Origin of the sequence: Clostridium sp. KNHs216, assembly GCF_006714885.1 — a bacterium.
GTDB lineage: Bacteria > Bacillota > Clostridia > Oscillospirales > Acutalibacteraceae > Caproiciproducens.
In genome coordinates this window covers 3,911,218-3,926,615 of record NZ_VFMF01000001.1, presented here as the reverse complement: position 1 = coordinate 3,926,615, position 15,398 = coordinate 3,911,218, and the positions used below count along the sequence as shown (strand labels likewise).

The 15,398-nt window shown below is 53.3% G+C and carries 15 protein-coding genes and 1 tRNA gene; 5 read left to right on the top strand and 11 right to left on the bottom strand.

Going from position 1 to position 15,398, the window contains the following annotated elements; all coding sequences use genetic code 11:
- The first annotated feature begins 23 nt into the window (after positions 1-23).
- Positions 24-1,082, top strand: coding sequence for an aldose epimerase family protein (locus LY85_RS18995; RefSeq protein WP_141827899.1), 1,059 nt, complete (start codon positions 24-26; stop codon positions 1,080-1,082).
- Between the two features lie 39 nt (positions 1,083-1,121).
- Here LY85_RS18995 and LY85_RS18990 read toward each other — a convergent pair whose 3' ends face one another.
- Together LY85_RS18990 and LY85_RS18985 are read right to left on the bottom strand one after the other, a co-directional pair.
- Complete coding sequence (locus LY85_RS18990) at positions 1,122-2,870, bottom strand: ABC transporter ATP-binding protein (protein WP_141827898.1); 1,749 nt, start codon at positions 2,868-2,870, stop codon at positions 1,122-1,124.
- Positions 2,867-4,603 carry an ABC transporter ATP-binding protein gene (locus LY85_RS18985; protein WP_141828216.1) on the bottom strand — a complete coding sequence of 579 codons (1,737 nt, stop codon included), beginning with the start codon at positions 4,601-4,603 and terminating at the stop codon, positions 2,867-2,869. The genes LY85_RS18990 and LY85_RS18985 overlap by 4 nt, the downstream gene beginning before the upstream one ends.
- A gap of 130 nt (positions 4,604-4,733) precedes the next feature.
- Here LY85_RS18985 and LY85_RS18980 point away from each other — a divergent pair, with 130 nt between their 5' ends.
- On the top strand, positions 4,734-5,606 hold the full coding sequence (locus LY85_RS18980; protein ID WP_141827897.1) for a LysR family transcriptional regulator: 873 nt from the start codon (positions 4,734-4,736) through the stop codon (positions 5,604-5,606).
- 48 nt (positions 5,607-5,654) lie between these two features.
- Here the strand turns inward: LY85_RS18980 and LY85_RS18975 are convergent, their stop codons facing one another.
- The 4 genes from LY85_RS18975 to LY85_RS18960 all read right to left on the bottom strand — a co-directional run bounded on the left by LY85_RS18975 (position 5,655) and on the right by LY85_RS18960 (position 9,672).
- Positions 5,655-6,311: a flavin reductase gene (locus tag LY85_RS18975; RefSeq protein ID WP_141827896.1), complete on the bottom strand. Its 657-nt coding sequence runs from the start codon at positions 6,309-6,311 to the stop codon at positions 5,655-5,657.
- Positions 6,312-6,408: 97 nt separating this feature from the next.
- Positions 6,409-7,680 (bottom strand): replication-associated recombination protein A, encoded by a 1,272-nt coding sequence (locus LY85_RS18970; protein WP_141827895.1) that lies wholly within the window; start codon positions 7,678-7,680, stop codon positions 6,409-6,411.
- Between the two features lie 30 nt (positions 7,681-7,710).
- Positions 7,711-8,964, bottom strand: coding sequence for a serine hydroxymethyltransferase (gene glyA / locus LY85_RS18965; protein WP_141828215.1), 1,254 nt, complete (start codon positions 8,962-8,964; stop codon positions 7,711-7,713).
- A 54-nt stretch (positions 8,965-9,018) separates the two neighbouring features.
- Positions 9,019-9,672 carry a TraX family protein gene (locus tag LY85_RS18960; RefSeq protein WP_207705563.1) on the bottom strand — a complete coding sequence of 218 codons (654 nt, stop codon included), beginning with the start codon at positions 9,670-9,672 and terminating at the stop codon, positions 9,019-9,021.
- Between the two features lie 245 nt (positions 9,673-9,917).
- On the opposite strand from LY85_RS18960, the gene nth reads away from it, so the two are divergent.
- The 3 genes from nth to LY85_RS18945 all read left to right on the top strand — a co-directional run bounded on the left by nth (position 9,918) and on the right by LY85_RS18945 (position 11,251).
- The gene (gene nth, locus LY85_RS18955) at positions 9,918-10,571 is read left to right on the top strand and encodes an endonuclease III (protein WP_141827893.1); all 654 of its coding nucleotides are present in this window, start codon (positions 9,918-9,920) and stop codon (positions 10,569-10,571) included.
- Between the two features lie 87 nt (positions 10,572-10,658).
- Positions 10,659-11,066, top strand: coding sequence for a bacteriohemerythrin (locus tag LY85_RS18950; RefSeq protein WP_141827892.1), 408 nt, complete (start codon positions 10,659-10,661; stop codon positions 11,064-11,066).
- Positions 11,067-11,175: 109 nt separating this feature from the next.
- Positions 11,176-11,251: transfer RNA gene (locus LY85_RS18945), tRNA-Ala, on the top strand.
- Positions 11,252-11,398: 147 nt separating this feature from the next.
- Here the strand turns inward: LY85_RS18945 and LY85_RS18940 are convergent.
- The 5 genes from LY85_RS18940 to LY85_RS18920 all read right to left on the bottom strand — a co-directional run bounded on the left by LY85_RS18940 (position 11,399) and on the right by LY85_RS18920 (position 14,932).
- The gene (locus tag LY85_RS18940) at positions 11,399-11,773 is read right to left on the bottom strand and encodes a MerR family transcriptional regulator (RefSeq protein ID WP_141827891.1); all 375 of its coding nucleotides are present in this window, start codon (positions 11,771-11,773) and stop codon (positions 11,399-11,401) included.
- 18 nt (positions 11,774-11,791) lie between these two features.
- A complete protein-coding gene (locus LY85_RS18935) occupies positions 11,792-12,205 on the bottom strand; it encodes a cupin domain-containing protein (protein ID WP_141827890.1) in 414 nt (137 codons plus the stop codon).
- Positions 12,206-12,224: 19 nt separating this feature from the next.
- Positions 12,225-12,764 (bottom strand): flavodoxin family protein, encoded by a 540-nt coding sequence (locus LY85_RS18930; protein WP_141828214.1) that lies wholly within the window; start codon positions 12,762-12,764, stop codon positions 12,225-12,227.
- Positions 12,765-12,811: 47 nt separating this feature from the next.
- Complete coding sequence (locus tag LY85_RS18925) at positions 12,812-13,978, bottom strand: iron-containing alcohol dehydrogenase (protein WP_141827889.1); 1,167 nt, start codon at positions 13,976-13,978, stop codon at positions 12,812-12,814.
- A 153-nt stretch (positions 13,979-14,131) separates the two neighbouring features.
- Positions 14,132-14,932, bottom strand: a complete 801-nt coding sequence (locus LY85_RS18920) for a carboxymuconolactone decarboxylase family protein (protein WP_141827888.1) — start codon at positions 14,930-14,932, stop codon at positions 14,132-14,134.
- Positions 14,933-15,398 lie beyond the last annotated feature (466 nt).

Sequence of the window (15,398 nt, the reverse complement as noted above, 5' to 3'; positions counted from 1 at the left end):
ATATGACAGAAGAAGGCTGAACGATGAGCATTGAAAAATCTGTATTTGGGAAACTGCCGGACGGCACCGTAATCGACAGCTATACCCTGCGCAATAAAAGCGGGATGTCCGCGCAGGTGATCACCTACGGCTGCCGCATTGTCAGGCTGCTGACCGCCGACAAAAAGGGCAATTTCGGGGACGTGGTCCTGGGACATGACACGCTGGACGGATACCTTGAAAAAAGCGACGTTTTCGGGGCCGTCGTCGGACGCTACGCCAACCGGATCGGCGGGGCGGAATTTGAAATCGGCGGAAAAAAATACGCGCTTGCGGCAAACGATGGAAAAAATTCTCTGCACAGCGCCCCGGGCGGGTTTCAGGACCGGGTCTGGCGGCTGAAATGCAGCGACAATGACGACGATGCGCCGTCCGTCACCTTTGCTTACCTCAGCGAAGACGGGGAATGCGGATTTCCCGGGAACCTGAACGTAACCGTTCAGTACACCCTCAGCACGGACAACGCGCTGATCATCGATTACGGCGCTCAGACCGACCGCGAAACGCCGGTCAACCTTACCAACCATTCCTACTTCAATATCAGCGGGGACGTCGGAAACAGCATTCTTTCACAGGAGCTGCAGATCAACGCGGACGCAATTACCGCGGTCGGAACCGACCTGATCCCCACCGGCGGGCTGACCCCGGCCGCCGGTACGCCGTATGATTTCAATAAGCCCAAAACCATCGGACAGGACATCCGGGCAAACGACGGCCTCTTGAAAAGCTGCGGAGGCTACGACCATAATTTCGTGATTAAGGGCGCGGAAGGCATGAAAAAAGCCGCGGAGCTTTACGACCAGCTGAGCGGCAGGGCGATGCTGGTCTTTACCGATATGCCCGGGATACAGATTTACACCGCGAACAGCTTTGCCCCCGGCGCAGCCGGCAAGGCGGGAAAGAAGCATCTGGCGCACCATGCGGTCTGCCTGGAAACACAGTTCTTCCCCGACTCGGTTCATCACCCGGAATTCCCGTTCCAAAACCTGAAACCGGGCGAGAAATACAAGCACACGACCATCTATAAATTTACGGTAAGATAACAGGAACCCCGGCTTTGCCGGGGTTCCTGTTTATTTCCGCTAATCCGCGACCGCGAACTGGCTGTTGTAAAGATTCGCGTAAAAGCCCTGCTTTTGCAGAAGCTGTTCATGTGTTCCCTGCTCGATAATGCTTCCCTTGTTCATCACCAGAATCAGGTCCGCCTCCTTAATGGTGGAAAGGCGGTGGGCCACGATAAAGCTGGTTCTCCCCTTCATCATTTCGGTAAACGCCTTTTGAATACGGATCTCCGTTCTGGTATCGATGGAACTGGTCGCCTCGTCCAGAATCAGAATCGGCGGGTCCACCAGCATTACCCGGGCAATACAAAGCAGCTGCCGCTGTCCCTGCGAAATATTGCCGCCGTCCTCCGAAATCAGGGTGTCGTACCCGTTCGGCAGGCGCATGATGAACGAGTGGGCGTGCGCCGCCTTTGCCGCGGCGATGATCTGTTCCTCCGACACATGTTCGCTTCCGTACGAGATATTGTCGCGCACCGTTCCGGAAAAAAGCCAGGTCTCCTGCAGCACCATTCCGAACATTTTCCGAAGGCTGTCACGGGTGACATTCTTCACATCGGTCCCGTCAATTTTGATGGTGCCGCTGTCCGCGTCATAGAAGCGCATCAGCAGATTGATAATGGTGGTCTTTCCGCATCCGGTCGGACCCACAATCGCAATTCGCTCGCCCTTTCTCGCTTTCAGGTTCATGTCCTGAATCAGCTTGGCTTCCGGACGGTAGGAAAAATACACATGCTCCACGTCCACATTCCCCTCGCTGTCCGTCAGAGCCAGCGCGCCGGGAGCGTCGGGTGTTTCCTCCTCCTCGTCCAGAAGCCGGAAAAGGCGGTCGGCAGAGGCAAACGCCGTCTGAATCTGGGTGATGACCGCGGTCACTTCGTTAAACGGCTTGGTATACTGGTTGGCATAGGCCAGAAACGAGGTGATCTGTCCGATCGTCAGCGGGCCGGGGCGGCCCGTAATCGCGCAGAGCGACCCGATTGCCGCGACCGCGGTGTACACAACACCGTTGACAAACCGGGTACTGGGGTTGGAAAGGGAGGAATAAAACTGCGCTTTCACCCCGCAGTTGTAGAGCCGCTGGTTAATCTCGTTGAATTCTTCTTCCGAACGGCTTTCATAGAGGAACGTTTTTACGATTTTCTGGCCGCTGATCATTTCCTCCACATAACCGCTGAGCTCGCCCTGGGTCGCCTGCTGTTCGATAAACTGCCGGTGGGAAATCCGGGCGATAAAGCCCGCCACAAACAGCGAAAGAGGCGTAACCAGCACAACCACCACCGTAATGACAGGGCTGATGGTCAGCATAAAAACAAGCGTTCCCAGAATGGTCACGACGCCGGTAAAAAGCTGGGTAAGCCCCTGCAGCAGGCCGTCAGCAACCTGATCGACATCGTTGACGACACGGCTGATGATATCGCCATGCGCGTGGCCGTCAATGTATCGGAGCGGCAGGCGGTTGATCTTCTGATAAGCCTGTGCGCGCAGATCGCGCACCGTGTGATAGGTGATTTTATTCGTACAGTACGCCATTACCCACTGAAACACCGCGCTGATCACAATGGTTCCCGCAAGCATAACGAGAATGGGAATCATGTCCCTGTGGCCGACGTTGGAAGGCCCGATGATGTGATCGACCGCTTGGCCGATCAGAATCGGCCCATAGAGGGTGAGCGAAATATGAATCAGCGCGCTGACGAGCGCACCGGCTAAAAAGCCGGAATACGGCTTCGCGTAACGGAACAGCCGCTTTAATGTGGAACCTTTCATTTTTTGCTCACCTCGTCCCTGCTGAGCTGCGACAGGCAGATTTCCTGATAGACCTGGCAGCTTTCCATCAACTGTTCGTGCGTGCCGATTCCGGCAATTTCGCCGTCATCCAGCACGATGATTTTATCCGCACGCCGGATGGTGCTGGCGCGCTGGGAAACCATCAGCACGGTTATGCCGGAGGTTTCCCTTTGAATCGATTTTCTTAACGCCGCGTCCGTCGCGAAGTCCAGCGCGCTGGCGCTGTCGTCCAGAATCAGAATCCGCGGACTTCCGACCAGCGCGCGGGCAATCGTCAGCCTTTGCTTCTGGCCGCCCGAAAAATTCTTGCCGCCCTGGTTGACCGGGCTTTGGATTCCCTGCGGCATAGCGGACACAAATTCATACGCCTGCGCGATCTTCAGCGCCTTTTCCATTTCTTCCTGTGCCGCGTCCCGGTATCCGAAGCGAAGGTTGCTCTCAATGGTGCCGGAAAACAGAACGGCCTCCTGCGGCACCATGCCGATCTGGCCGCGCAGGGCGGAAAACGGATACTCGCGCACATTGACCCCGTCGATTAGGATTTCCCCCGACGACACGTCGTAAAAACGGGGAATCAAATTGACCAGCGTGCTCTTTCCGGAGCCGGTGCCTCCGATAATACCGACGATTTCCCCGGGCATAATCGAAAAGTCGAGATTCTTTACCGCGTATTTGTCCGGCCCGTCATAGGAAAAGCTCACATTTTTAAACCGAATTTTCGGTGTATCGGGCACAGGGACGACCGACGCCCCGGCGGGATCCGGAACAGAGGAAACGGTGTCAAACACTTCGTTTACACGCGAAGCGGAAGCGGAGGCTTTTGTAAAGGTCACCACCAGATTGGCTACGACGATCATTGCCAGCAGGGTCTGCGACATGTAGTTTACAAACGCGATGACCTCCCCCTGTGTCATCGCGCCGGAATCGACCCGCCAGCCGCCGAACCATACGATGGCGATCACCGCGAAGTTCATGATCGTATAAGTAAGGGGGTTCAGCAGTGCGGAAAGCTTACCGACCCGGATGGCGGTCGCCGTCTGGTCGTCCGCCGCCGCATTGAAACGCTCCTCCTCGCTCTTCTGCTTGGAAAACGCGCGAATAACCCTCACGCCGCTCAGCCCCTCGCGGGTGATAAGGGAAATCGTGTCCAGCTTTTTCTGCATGACCCGGAAGAACGGCACGGAACGCGTCATAATGATGTAGAGGACAAGGGCAATCAGCGGAGTCGCGATCAAAAACACGACGGAAAGCGGAAAATCCACCAGCATCGCCATAATAATCGCGCCCACCGCGAGAAACGGGGCGCGGATAACGAGGCGGATCAGCATCGCGACCGCGTACTGAAGCTGGTTGATATCGTTCGTCATACGGGTGATGAGGGACGGAGTCCCGAAACGGTCGATTTCCGAGTGGGAAAACGTGTTGATATGTTTGTAAAGCTCGCTGCGCACCACGGTTCCGAAGCCCTGTGACGCGATGGAAGCAAGCTTCTGGCAGATCAGCGCGGAACACAGGCCGGTCACGCCTAGCAGGAGCATGATTCCGCCCATGCGCCAGACATAGCCGACGTTGCCGGTCCGCACGCCGTTGTCGATCATCTTTGCCGTGATGATCGGCACAATCAATTCAAAGATTGCCTCGATCAGCTTAAAAATCGGCCCGACAATGACCTGCTTTCGGTATTTTTTCAAGTATTTCGCGAGCTTCAGCATTTTTTGAATCATTCCTCTGTTCTATCTTGTAAATTTCGTGTATTATTATAGCATATTGATACCCATATGAATAATATTGATTTTATCTATTTCCCATACTGATTTCATATAGATTCCGGAGGAAAAAAGGATGGATTTAAAACGTCTTGAATATTTCGTGGCAATCTGTGAGGAAGGCAGTATCAGCGCGGCCGCGAAAAAGCTGCATATCTCCCAGCCGCCGCTGAGCCATCAGCTTCAGCTTCTGGAAACGGAGCTGGGCGTCAAGCTGGTGGAGCGCGGTGCGCGGCACGTCACGCTGACGGACGCTGGAATTATTCTTTACAAGCGCGCGGGCAATATTCTGGAGCTGGCCGACGCCGCCGCGCGCGAGCTGGGCGAGTACGGGGAAAAGATGAAAGGGACTTTGCGGCTGGGCGTCACTTCCTCCTCTTTTCTTCCCCTGCTTGACCCGCGGATCACGGAATACGCCAAGCTGTACCCGGAAGTGAATTTTGAGCTTCACGAGGGGAACACCTTTCAGATGATCGAGCTTCTGGCGGGCGGCGTCATTGAAATCGCGGTCATCCGCACCCCGTTCCACGCGGAAAACACATCGTGGTACAGCCTGGAAAAAGAGCCGATGATCGCGGTCGGCGATCGGAAATATTTCAGCAGTGCACAAGACAGCCGGATTTCCCTTGAAGCCCTGAAAGGCAAACCGCTGATTATTTACCGGCGCTATGAAAAACTGATTGTATCGGCCTGTAAGGCGGCCGGATTCCAGCCGGATATTTTTTGCCTGAACGACGACTCCCGCACAAGCCTGATGTGGGCGAACGCGGGATTGGGCATCGCCGTCGTCCCTTATTCGATGGAGTCGTTTTACCGCAGTCCCGCCTGCCCGTGCAAAATCATCGACAGCCCCGTGATGGAGACCCAGATCACGGCGACCTGGCGAAACGACCGCGTGCTTTCCGCCGCGGCCAAAAGCTTTCTGACCGTATTTAAAAAGCAGCGGTAATCAAAAAGAACCCATCCGGAAACCGGACAGGTTCTGAGAAAGCCTTTGTTATTTTCTTCTGAACGCCGACTTCGGTGCGCCGCAGATGGGACAGACCCAATCGTCCGGCAGCTCCTCGAAGGAAACGTCCGGATCGTTGTATACGTAACCGCAGACGGTACAGATCCAGCTTTCCCCGTCGTTATTGTCGTCGGCCGGCTGCTCCTTCTGGTAGGTCGGCGCGTTTTTCGGCGCCTTGCCCTTAATCACCTTGTGGTAATAATCGTAGGTCATCGGCACGCCCCTGGACTCGTCGCTGCCAGCGACCACTTCCGCGACAAAGATCGTGTGGGTCGGCGACTCCGCGCTGCTTACCACACGGCAGAGAAGCCAGCAGCAGATATTTTCCTTGATGACCGGCACGCCCTCCGCCAGAATTTTATGATGAACATTGTTCAGCTTATCCGTATCGCGGCCGGAATTGAAGCCCAGCGCGCCGATGACGGCGCCGGAAGTATCCTCCGACAAAACGCATACGGTAAAAAGCCCGCTTTTGACGATACAGTCATGGCTGTAATTGTCGTGGTTCATACTGACGGCAATCATGTTCGGTGTGTTGCACACCTGAATGACCGTATTGACAATGCAGGCGGAGGCCTTTTTTTCGTCCTTTACGCCGATGGCGTACATTCCGTATGTTAAATTAAAGAGAACCTCATTTTTCATATTGATACGCCCCCCGTTTTCTTTGTCTCAATCATATCACTCTCATGCGGCCGATACAAGCGCAAACTCCTGAATTCAGACACAATTCACACAATTTTCAGGTATTATTCCCCTTTATTTTACTCCAATACTGCAGGAAAGCCTGCTCCGTTTTATTTTGTCCGTACTCATAATAATGAACGTCCTTCAACTCGTCGGGCAGGTATTGCTGGGCAACCCATTTGTTCGGGTAATCGTGGGGATATTGATAGAACTGCCCCTTGCGCGAGTTGTCTTCCCCATCATAATGTTTATTCTGGAGCTGGCGGGGAATATTCCCGATTCTGCCTTTTTCTATGTCGGCAATGGCGGCGTCGACGGCGCAATAGGCGGAATTGGACTTCGGCGCGCTGCACACAAGGATGACCGCGTCCGCAAGCGGAATCCTCGCTTCCGGCAGCCCGACCTGGATCGCGGCGTCCACCGCGGCTTTGACGATCGGGATAATCTGCGGGTAGGCCAATCCGACGTCCTCGCAGGCGCAGACCATCAGCCTCCGGCAGATGGACGGCAGGTCGCCCGCCACAATCAGGCGCGCCAGATAGTGGACAGCGGCGTCCGGGTCGGAGCCGCGCATGGACTTCTGGAACGCGGAAAGGATATCGTAGTGCTCGTCCCCCGCGCGGTCATATCGGAGCGCGCTGCGCTGGGTAAGCTCTTTGGCAAGCGGAAGCGACACACGGCAGACGCCATCCTTTTCTTCGCCGGAAATCACGCAGAGCTCCACCGCGTTCATCGCCTTGCGCACATCCCCGCCGCAGGCGGAGGAAATGTACTCCTCCGCTTCCTGCTCAACGGAGATGGGCCTCCCCTGCTCCTGTTCCATAAAAGCAAACGCACGCCGGACAGCCGGAAGCACGTCCTCTTTTTCAACCGGCTTGAATTCAAACACCGTCGACCGGCTGAGAATGGCGTTGTATACATAGAAATACGGATTTTCCGTCGTAGAGGCAATCAGGGTGATCTGTCCGTTTTCTATGAATTCCAGCAGCGTCTGCTGCTGCTTTTTATTAAAATACTGAATCTCGTCAAGGTAAAGCAGAATCCCGTTCGGGGCGGCCAGCGTGTCAAGCTGTTCGACCACCCCGCGGATATCCGCCGTGGAAGCGGTCGTACCGTTCAGCTTGTAAAGGGCCCGTTTCGTCTGCTTTGCAATAATGGAGGCGAGCGTGGTCTTCCCGATGCCCGACGGCCCGTAAAAGATCATATTGGGGATTTCCCCCGAATCGATGATCCGGCGAAGGGCCTTGCCCTCCCCCAGAAGATGGCGCTGGCCGACAAGGTCGTCCAGCTTCTGCGGGCGCAGCCGGTCCGCCAAAGGCGCTGCCATATTGTAACCACCCCACCTGACTTCAATAAATTATTCGTACAGCGGATACCGGTCGCAGATTTCCGTGACCATCCCGCGGATTTTGTCCTCGCTTGCTTCAAAATCATGGATCGCAAGGCTGATGCATTCGGCGATGATATCCATATCCCCGGTGTTTAGCCCGCGTGTCGTAATCGCCGGCGTGCCCAGACGCACGCCGCTGGTAACGAACGGGCTGCGCTGCTCGTTCGGCACCGTGTTTTTGTTGGCCGTGATGTACACGGAATCAAGGCGGTGCTCCAGCTCCTTGCCGGTCAGCTCCAGGCCGCTCAGGTCCACCAGCATCAGGTGGTTGTCGGTTCCGCCGCTGACAAGCTTCACGCCACGTTTCAGCAGGCCGTCCGCAAGAGCGGCGGCGTTTTCCACGATTCTGCGGCCGTAGTCCTGAAACTCAGGCTTGAGCGCTTCGCCCAGACAGACCGCCTTGCCGGCGATCACATGCATCAGCGGGCCGCCCTGCGTTCCGGGGAAAATCGCCTTGTCTATTGCCTTCGCGTACTCCTCGCGGCACAGAATCAATCCGCCGCGCGGGCCGCGCAGGGTCTTGTGAGTCGTTGTGGTGACGATATCCGCCCACTCCACCGGGCTCGGATGCATACCCGCGGCGACAAGGCCCGCAATGTGTGCCATGTCCACCATCAGATACGCCCCGCAGGCGTCGCAGATTTCACGGAAGCGCTTGAAGTCGATGGTGCGCGGGTACGCGCTCGCACCGGCCACAATCATTTTGGGCTTTTCTTTGACAGCCGTTTCATAGAGCTTGTCGTAATCGATCCGTCCTGTTTCGGAATTAACGCCGTAGGGAATGAAGTGAAAATATTTTCCGGAAATGTTGACCGGAGAACCGTGAGTCAGATGGCCGCCTTCGGCAAGGCTCATGCCCATGATGGTGTCTCCCGGGTTCAGCAGCGCGTAATAGACGGCAATGTTCGCCTGAGCGCCGGAATGGGGCTGCACATTGGCATATTCCGCATGAAAAAGCTCGCAGGCGCGGTCGCGCGCAAGGTTTTCCACGACGTCGACATACTGGCATCCGCCGTAATACCTTTTCGCGGGATAGCCTTCGGCATATTTATTCGTCAAAATGCTGCCCATTGCGGCCATTACCGCAGGTGAAACAAGATTTTCAGAAGCAATCATTTCAAGATTGCGCTGCTGGCGCTTTAATTCCTCTTTCATCGCCGCGCCGACTGCGGGGTCTGCCTGAGAAACAAAGCCGATGGAGTCCATCATATCACTGTACATTTTCTTCATTCCCTTTCCCAGAGTATTTTATTGTTCATTATACACTTTCGTGTGTTAAAACGCAACCTTATGCACTAAATACAGTATCAGCAGGTGCACCGGGTAAAAAGCATAAAAGAAATATTTCCAGTTCCATTTTCCCCTTTTCCCGTTGTAAGCGAGAATCGGAAACCCCGCCAGCGCAGCATAGAGTTTGATCGGACCGGTCAGCAGGCTGTAGCCGGTATTGAAAACGGTAAAAATCAGCACGCCCCTTGTCCTGTAGTTTTTAAAGCAGTAGAAGATGATAATCAGGACCACACCGAACCATCCGTAATCCGTATGCAGCACTTCGGCAAGCAGCGCGCAGGCGACGGCAAGGAGCACCGCCGGGGCCGGCCGGGCAATGAGATAAGTGTGAAGGATCGCAATTGCCGCAAGGCCAAGAAAAAGCGTAAAAAATACATTCTGGCTCTGCGGGTAATACACCGTTCCGTGAAACGCCAGATCGTACGGAACTTCGGAAATCAGCGAAAAGAAAAAAAGACGCGTCAGATAGCTCTTAATACTGGAGGTGTAAAGGAGTCCCTCCGAGATAAAAAAACAGAAAAGTGGAAAGGAAAGCCGCCCGATGATGCGGAAAAGCGGAACGGACGGAAAAAAAATTGCGCCGACGTGATCGATCAGCATGGTAATCACTGCCAGCATTTTCAGCTGCGACCTGCTCATATTCTCTCCGCCTTCCATATGACAGCATTTCCAGTTGATTCTGCAGCAAGGCTGCGTTCCTCCCCCCGCCTTCGGCGGGGGGAGGAATATGTTGTGTCTTGCAAACTGAATGGAATTGCTATAAGATTCATTTATAACATGATATTTGATAATCCTGTCCTTGTCAACTTGTACTTTTGCGATATTTCCTATAAAATAAAAGAGGATCAGGCATCGTGACGATCACGAAACAGGAGGGATTCATTATGACAAAAAAACAGCGTGCCGCTTTGGCGGTGGAAGCACTAAAAAAAGAGTATCCGGGGGCGGTCTGCTCCCTGACCTATACCAACCCGCTACAGCTTTTGATCGCGACCCGGCTGTCCGCACAGTGTACCGACGCGCGGGTCAACCTTGTAACCCCCGCGCTGTTTGCGCGCTTCCCGACCCTTCAGGCCTTTACGGAAGGCACCGTGGAGGAAATCGAGGAGCTGATTCATTCCTGCGGGCTTTATAAGACAAAGGCGCGCGACATCTTTGCCATGTGCCGGATGCTGAAAGAGGAATACAACGGCGTGGTGCCGGACAGCATCGAGGAGCTCACCCGCCTGCCGGGCGTGGGCAGAAAAACCGCCAATCTGGTCGTCGGGGACATTTATCACAAACCCGCCGTGGTTACCGATACGCACTGTATCCGCATCTGCGGAAAAATCGGCCTCAGCGAAGGCAAAGAGCCCTTCAAGGTGGAAAAACAGCTGCGCGCCATCCTTCCGCCGGAGGAATCCAACGATTTCTGCCACCGGCTCGTCCTGCACGGCCGTGCGGTCTGCACCGCGCGCAGTCCGAAATGCGAGCTGTGCTGTATGAAGGAATTCTGTAAATATGCCCTCTCCATGGAAAAAGTGCCCTCTAAAAAATAGTTTCAGGGAAGTATTGAACGAAGACCGCAAAAACTATATAATAATGGAAGAATATAGCAAATTTTGCAGAAGGGCGGTATGTTTTTTATGGCTATGGGATGGACGGAAGATTTATCCGTAGGAGTAGACGTAATCGATCAGCAGCACAAGATTTGGTTTGAAAAGGCAAACCAGCTGTTTGACGCCGGCAAAAACGGCAAGGCGAAAGAATTCATCGCACAAATGCTGGATTTCCTGGACGAATACACAAAGATGCATTTTCGCGACGAGGAAAAATACATGCTGAGCATTCATTATCCCGAATATGAAACGCAAAAGAAGCTTCACACCAACTTTATCGCGGAACTGGCGAAGCTGAAAGACGAATACGCCAGGTCCGGCGGAAATATCGCCGTTATTATCAACGCCAATCAAATGGTGATCAACTGGCTGATCCAGCACATCTCCACACAGGACAAAAAAATAGGCCAATACGTCAGGAGCCATAAAGGCTGAAATCAGGGCTCAGGCCGTTTTCAGCACGTTTGATTGGAAATAAGATCAAATAAAATTAAAAATAACAGTTGAAATCGCCCCGCCAACATGATATAATAGCTTTCGTTGTGGGGGCGTAGCTCAGCTGGGAGAGCGTACGGTTCGCATCCGTAAGGTCGAGAGTTCGATCCTCTTCGTCTCCACCAAAAAGAGAACCAATGATTGATATAATCATTGGTTCTCTTTTTTTACCCTAAACGCGAAAAGAGCCCAACAATACTAGATTGAACTGCACCCCATTTGTTTTCAGTATGATATACTGAAAACAAATGGGGTGATTTTTACGGTTTTCGCTATTTCAAATTTTCCTCGCACTTGAGCATTCGTTCTTCGTAGCCGTCCAGCTTCCAGTCCAGCCTCTCCAGAACCGTGTTCAGTTCCGCGATTTTGGCGACAATCTGTTCCCGCTGCTCCAGAAGGAGCTTTTTCCGGGCGGGAATAGTTTCCTTCCCCCTGTGAAAAAGCGTAACATATTCAACGAGCGTTTCCACCGAAACGCCTGCCGAACGCATACACTTGATATATTCGACCCAGCGGCAATCTTCCTCGGAATAATTACGGACACCACTGGAAGTGCGCGCAATATTGGGCAGAAGGCCGATGCGTTCATAATAGCGCAGGGTATCCGGAGTCAATTCGTATTTTTTAGCTACTTCCGCAATAGTCACTGGCTTTCACATCCTTGCTCATTTGAGTTTATTATACTCCTCATCGGTAACGGCTTCCAGCCACTCATTAGAGCCGCCCTCTGCAGGGACCTCTACCGCCAGATGAGAAAACCAGCTGTCCTTTGCCGCACCGTGCCAATGCTTGACCTCGGCGGGAATCTCGACCACGTCGCCGGGATGCAGTTCCCGCGCAGGCCGGCCTTCCGCCTGATACCAGCCGCGCCCCGCGATCACCAGCAGAATCTGGCCGCCCTTGTGATGGATATGCCAGTTGTTGCGGCAGCCCGGCTCAAAGGTTACATTGGCAATATTTATCGCTTGCGTCAGCGGATTCAGATGTGCCTGACCGATAAAGTATTTGGAGAACATCTCCGGCAGTGGCTGTCCCAGACCAAAAAGATTCTGCTTATCAAATTCCGCGTTGTTCATCATTCCGTACGACCTTTCTCCTTTATGCCTGTTTGCCCATTTCGTAAGCCTGCCGCATGGCCGGGCTGCTTTTGATTTCGCCGATCCGCCACGCGCCGGTGCCGTAAATGATACCCTTTTCATGCGCGTCCGGCAGACAGTCCTCGGTGAAACCGCGGAAGCCTTCGATAGTACGCTCCAGCATTCTTTTATCCGTATCCGCGGCAGTCACAATGAAATAGAAATCCTTGTCCGCAATCTCTGTATAGCGCGGCACGGTTCGGTCAATCAGCGTTTTCATTTGTGCATCCATGGCGTAGAAGTAAACCGGCGTCGCCAGAACAATGACGTCGGTCTTGACCATCTTATCAAGGATGGATGCCATGTCGTCCTGCTGCACACATCTGTGCGTGCTGTTGCAGACGCCGCAGCCGGTGCAGTAGCCAATCTTTTTGCCGTGCAGAAACACCTTTTCTGCTTCGTTTCCGGCTTCCTGTGCGCCGTGAATAAATTCGTCGCACAGCGTATCAGAGTTGCCTCCCTTGCGGGGGCTTGCGGAAATCACGAGAACCTTTTTGCTCATCATCGTATTCCTTCCATTTTTGTTGTATTTTTACTCCTGCATTCTTCTTACAGACACATTTTGAAGATATTCTCAATATCATTCTGGTTCAGCGGCTGGAACCCGGACAAAGTGCTGTCTCCGCATGCTTTCTTTGCCATGACCGCAAAGTTTTTATCGTCGATACCGATTTCGCGGAAGCTGCTTTTCAGACCAAGCGTGTTAAAGAAGAAATCGCTCAAAAGCGCAATGCTCTTCTTTGCCACATCCATCTGCGGCAGGGAAGCGTCGATACCGAACACGTTTACGCCGAACTGGTAGAATTTCGATACGGTGGTTTCGTCCAGCGTATATTCCATCCAGCGTGGGGTAAGAATGGCAAGGCCGAGACCGTGGGTGATATCGTAGATGGCGGAAAGCTCATGCTCCATGGGATGGCAGCTCCATGCCTGACGCTTGCCTCCGTTCACAAAGCCGTTGATTGCCCAGGAACTCGTCCACATCAGATTGGCGCGGGCCTCGTAATCGTCTGGCTGCTTCATGGCAATGGGAGCGTACTTGATGATGGTTTTCATCAGCGTTTCCATAATGCCGTCCAGCATCTGTAAATCCTGGTTCATGTTGAAATAGACTTCTATGATATGTGACATCATATCTGCCGCGCCGCAGGCCGTCTGGTATGCGCTGACTGTGTAGGTGTTGGTGGGATCAAGAAATGAAACTTTGGGAAGCACGGGCGGAGCCAGCCGGCCAATTTTATCATGCGTTTCCGGGTTGCTGATTACGCCGCCGCAGTCCATCTCCGAACCGGTGGCTGCAAGTGTGAGAATGGTGACGACCGGCAGCGCCTTTTCAATCGGCGCCCATTCACTCAAGAACTTCCATGGATCGAAATCCACGCAGGCACCCGCCGCCATATACTTTGTCGCGTCCAGCGTGGAACCGCCGCCCACAGCAAGAAGGATATCAATTTTCTCTTTCTTACAGATTTCCGCGCCTTCCCGCACGGAATTGATATGCGGGTTCGGGGCAATGCCGCCGAGTTCGAACAGTTCCAGACCGGCGGCCTTGATTTCCGCTACAACCTTGTCATACAGCCCCGTCTTTTTGATGGAGCCGCCGCCATAGGTCAGCAGCACGCGCTTGCCGAAGCGGGAAAGCTCCGGCCCGAGATTGGAAAGTTGATTTTCTCCGAAATAAACCTTCGTGGAGATATCATAAATAAAGTTGTTCATTGTGTTTTCTCCTTTAATTTAAATTTTTTACTTATCAGCCGGCGGGAACAGACTGTCCGAGACGGGGCTTCCTGTTCTGAAAGGCTCATATTGAATAAGCGGATGTCGTTGTCGATATTCCTGATTTTCTGCACCTCTTCGGTCAGCGCGAAATCAAAAATGTCCCGAATGCGCCGCTGATTGCTGGATTTCGTCTTTATTGATGTTTCCGGCAGCATCGTTTACACACCGAAGCGCGTTCAGACTGCGCGGGTAGCCAATGTACGGCAGACACTGGGACACGATTTTGATCAGAAATGCCTTGTTGTTGCCAAGCCGCAGATTTGCCGCCGCGTGGCTTGTAAGCTGAGGCTCACAACCACCCTGTGCCGCCAGAAAGCAAAAGGTGATCATTTCACGCTGTTTTAAATCCAGCCCTTTGCGGGTGTAATAGTCTCCAAAGCAGTTCTCCGCCAGCCAGCGATTGATGTGGCGGCTTTCCTCCGGGCCGGACTTGTAGAATTCACGCATTCTGTCACCGAAAATGTCCACCTGCGCCTGAATGCCTGCTTCCAGCCGGTTTTCAGTGGTGGTGGTAGCCTGCGGAGGGAGCGGCAATGGAACGCCGTTCGCTTTCAGTACCTCGTTGACTGCTTTCAGAAACGGAAATACTCTGCCGATGCCGCAGTAGTCCACCGCCTGATAAACGATTTCTTTCATCTCCACCGGCGTCATACCGAAATGCAGCGCGGCTGGAATCATGGCGCGGAATTCCTCGATGCCCTGACAGCCGATGAGCGCCGCCAGAATTGCCAGAAAGCGGGTACGGCCGTCCAGATCGTCGTGATTGACTACCTCGTCAAAGGCAAAATTGTCGAACCGTTCGATAAATTCCGGGTCTGTTTTCAAAAATTCCGAGGCATATCCCGGAAACATTTCTTCGTGATACTGCTTTGCTTTGTCTGTAATCGCCATATTGCTTTTCTCCTTCAAAAGCCGCCGCATACTTACAGCCCGGCTTCTCAAATCCATCTTTCCAATGGAGGGTCCGCGTGACCGGCATCACTCCCCCGAATGGCAAGGCTGCGTTTTACCTCTGTCCATAAGCCTATCACCTGGAGTCAACTCCAAGTCAAGTGAATTTTATAATATTTTTTTAATTTATACCTATGAAGGTGTAATAGCGCTAAACCACAATGCCTTCCATTATCACATTTTCACTCCAGCATCTTCTGTTATATTAACAAAAAATGCAGTATGAGCAGGTCGTGAGCTCGATCCTCTTCATCTCCGCCAAAATTTTTATCAAAACAAGCCGATTTCTGCAAAAGAATTGACTTCTTTTTTTATATGATAAAATGAGATTAGATTCGGCCCCGACGTGATTGAGCGGATCAAGGGGCTGACCGGTACTGGCTTTCGAGCCGCAAGGGGAGGAACT

Coding starts and splice junctions, on each gene's coding strand:
- LY85_RS18995 (WP_141827899.1), top strand. CDS start 24: ATGAGCATTGAAAAATCTGTATTTGGGAAACTGCCGGACGGCACCGTA.
- LY85_RS18990 (WP_141827898.1), bottom strand. CDS start 2,870: ATGAAAGGTTCCACATTAAAGCGGCTGTTCCGTTACGCGAAGCCGTAT.
- LY85_RS18985 (WP_141828216.1), bottom strand. CDS start 4,603: ATGCTGAAGCTCGCGAAATACTTGAAAAAATACCGAAAGCAGGTCATT.
- LY85_RS18980 (WP_141827897.1), top strand. CDS start 4,734: ATGGATTTAAAACGTCTTGAATATTTCGTGGCAATCTGTGAGGAAGGC.
- LY85_RS18975 (WP_141827896.1), bottom strand. CDS start 6,311: ATGAAAAATGAGGTTCTCTTTAATTTAACATACGGAATGTACGCCATC.
- LY85_RS18970 (WP_141827895.1), bottom strand. CDS start 7,680: ATGGCAGCGCCTTTGGCGGACCGGCTGCGCCCGCAGAAGCTGGACGAC.
- glyA (WP_141828215.1), bottom strand. CDS start 8,964: ATGTACAGTGATATGATGGACTCCATCGGCTTTGTTTCTCAGGCAGAC.
- LY85_RS18960 (WP_207705563.1), bottom strand. CDS start 9,672: ATGAGCAGGTCGCAGCTGAAAATGCTGGCAGTGATTACCATGCTGATC.
- nth (WP_141827893.1), top strand. CDS start 9,918: ATGACAAAAAAACAGCGTGCCGCTTTGGCGGTGGAAGCACTAAAAAAA.
- LY85_RS18950 (WP_141827892.1), top strand. CDS start 10,659: ATGGCTATGGGATGGACGGAAGATTTATCCGTAGGAGTAGACGTAATC.
- LY85_RS18935 (WP_141827890.1), bottom strand. CDS start 12,205: ATGATGAACAACGCGGAATTTGATAAGCAGAATCTTTTTGGTCTGGGA.
- LY85_RS18930 (WP_141828214.1), bottom strand. CDS start 12,764: ATGAGCAAAAAGGTTCTCGTGATTTCCGCAAGCCCCCGCAAGGGAGGC.
- LY85_RS18925 (WP_141827889.1), bottom strand. CDS start 13,978: ATGAACAACTTTATTTATGATATCTCCACGAAGGTTTATTTCGGAGAA.
- LY85_RS18920 (WP_141827888.1), bottom strand. CDS start 14,932: ATGGCGATTACAGACAAAGCAAAGCAGTATCACGAAGAAATGTTTCCG.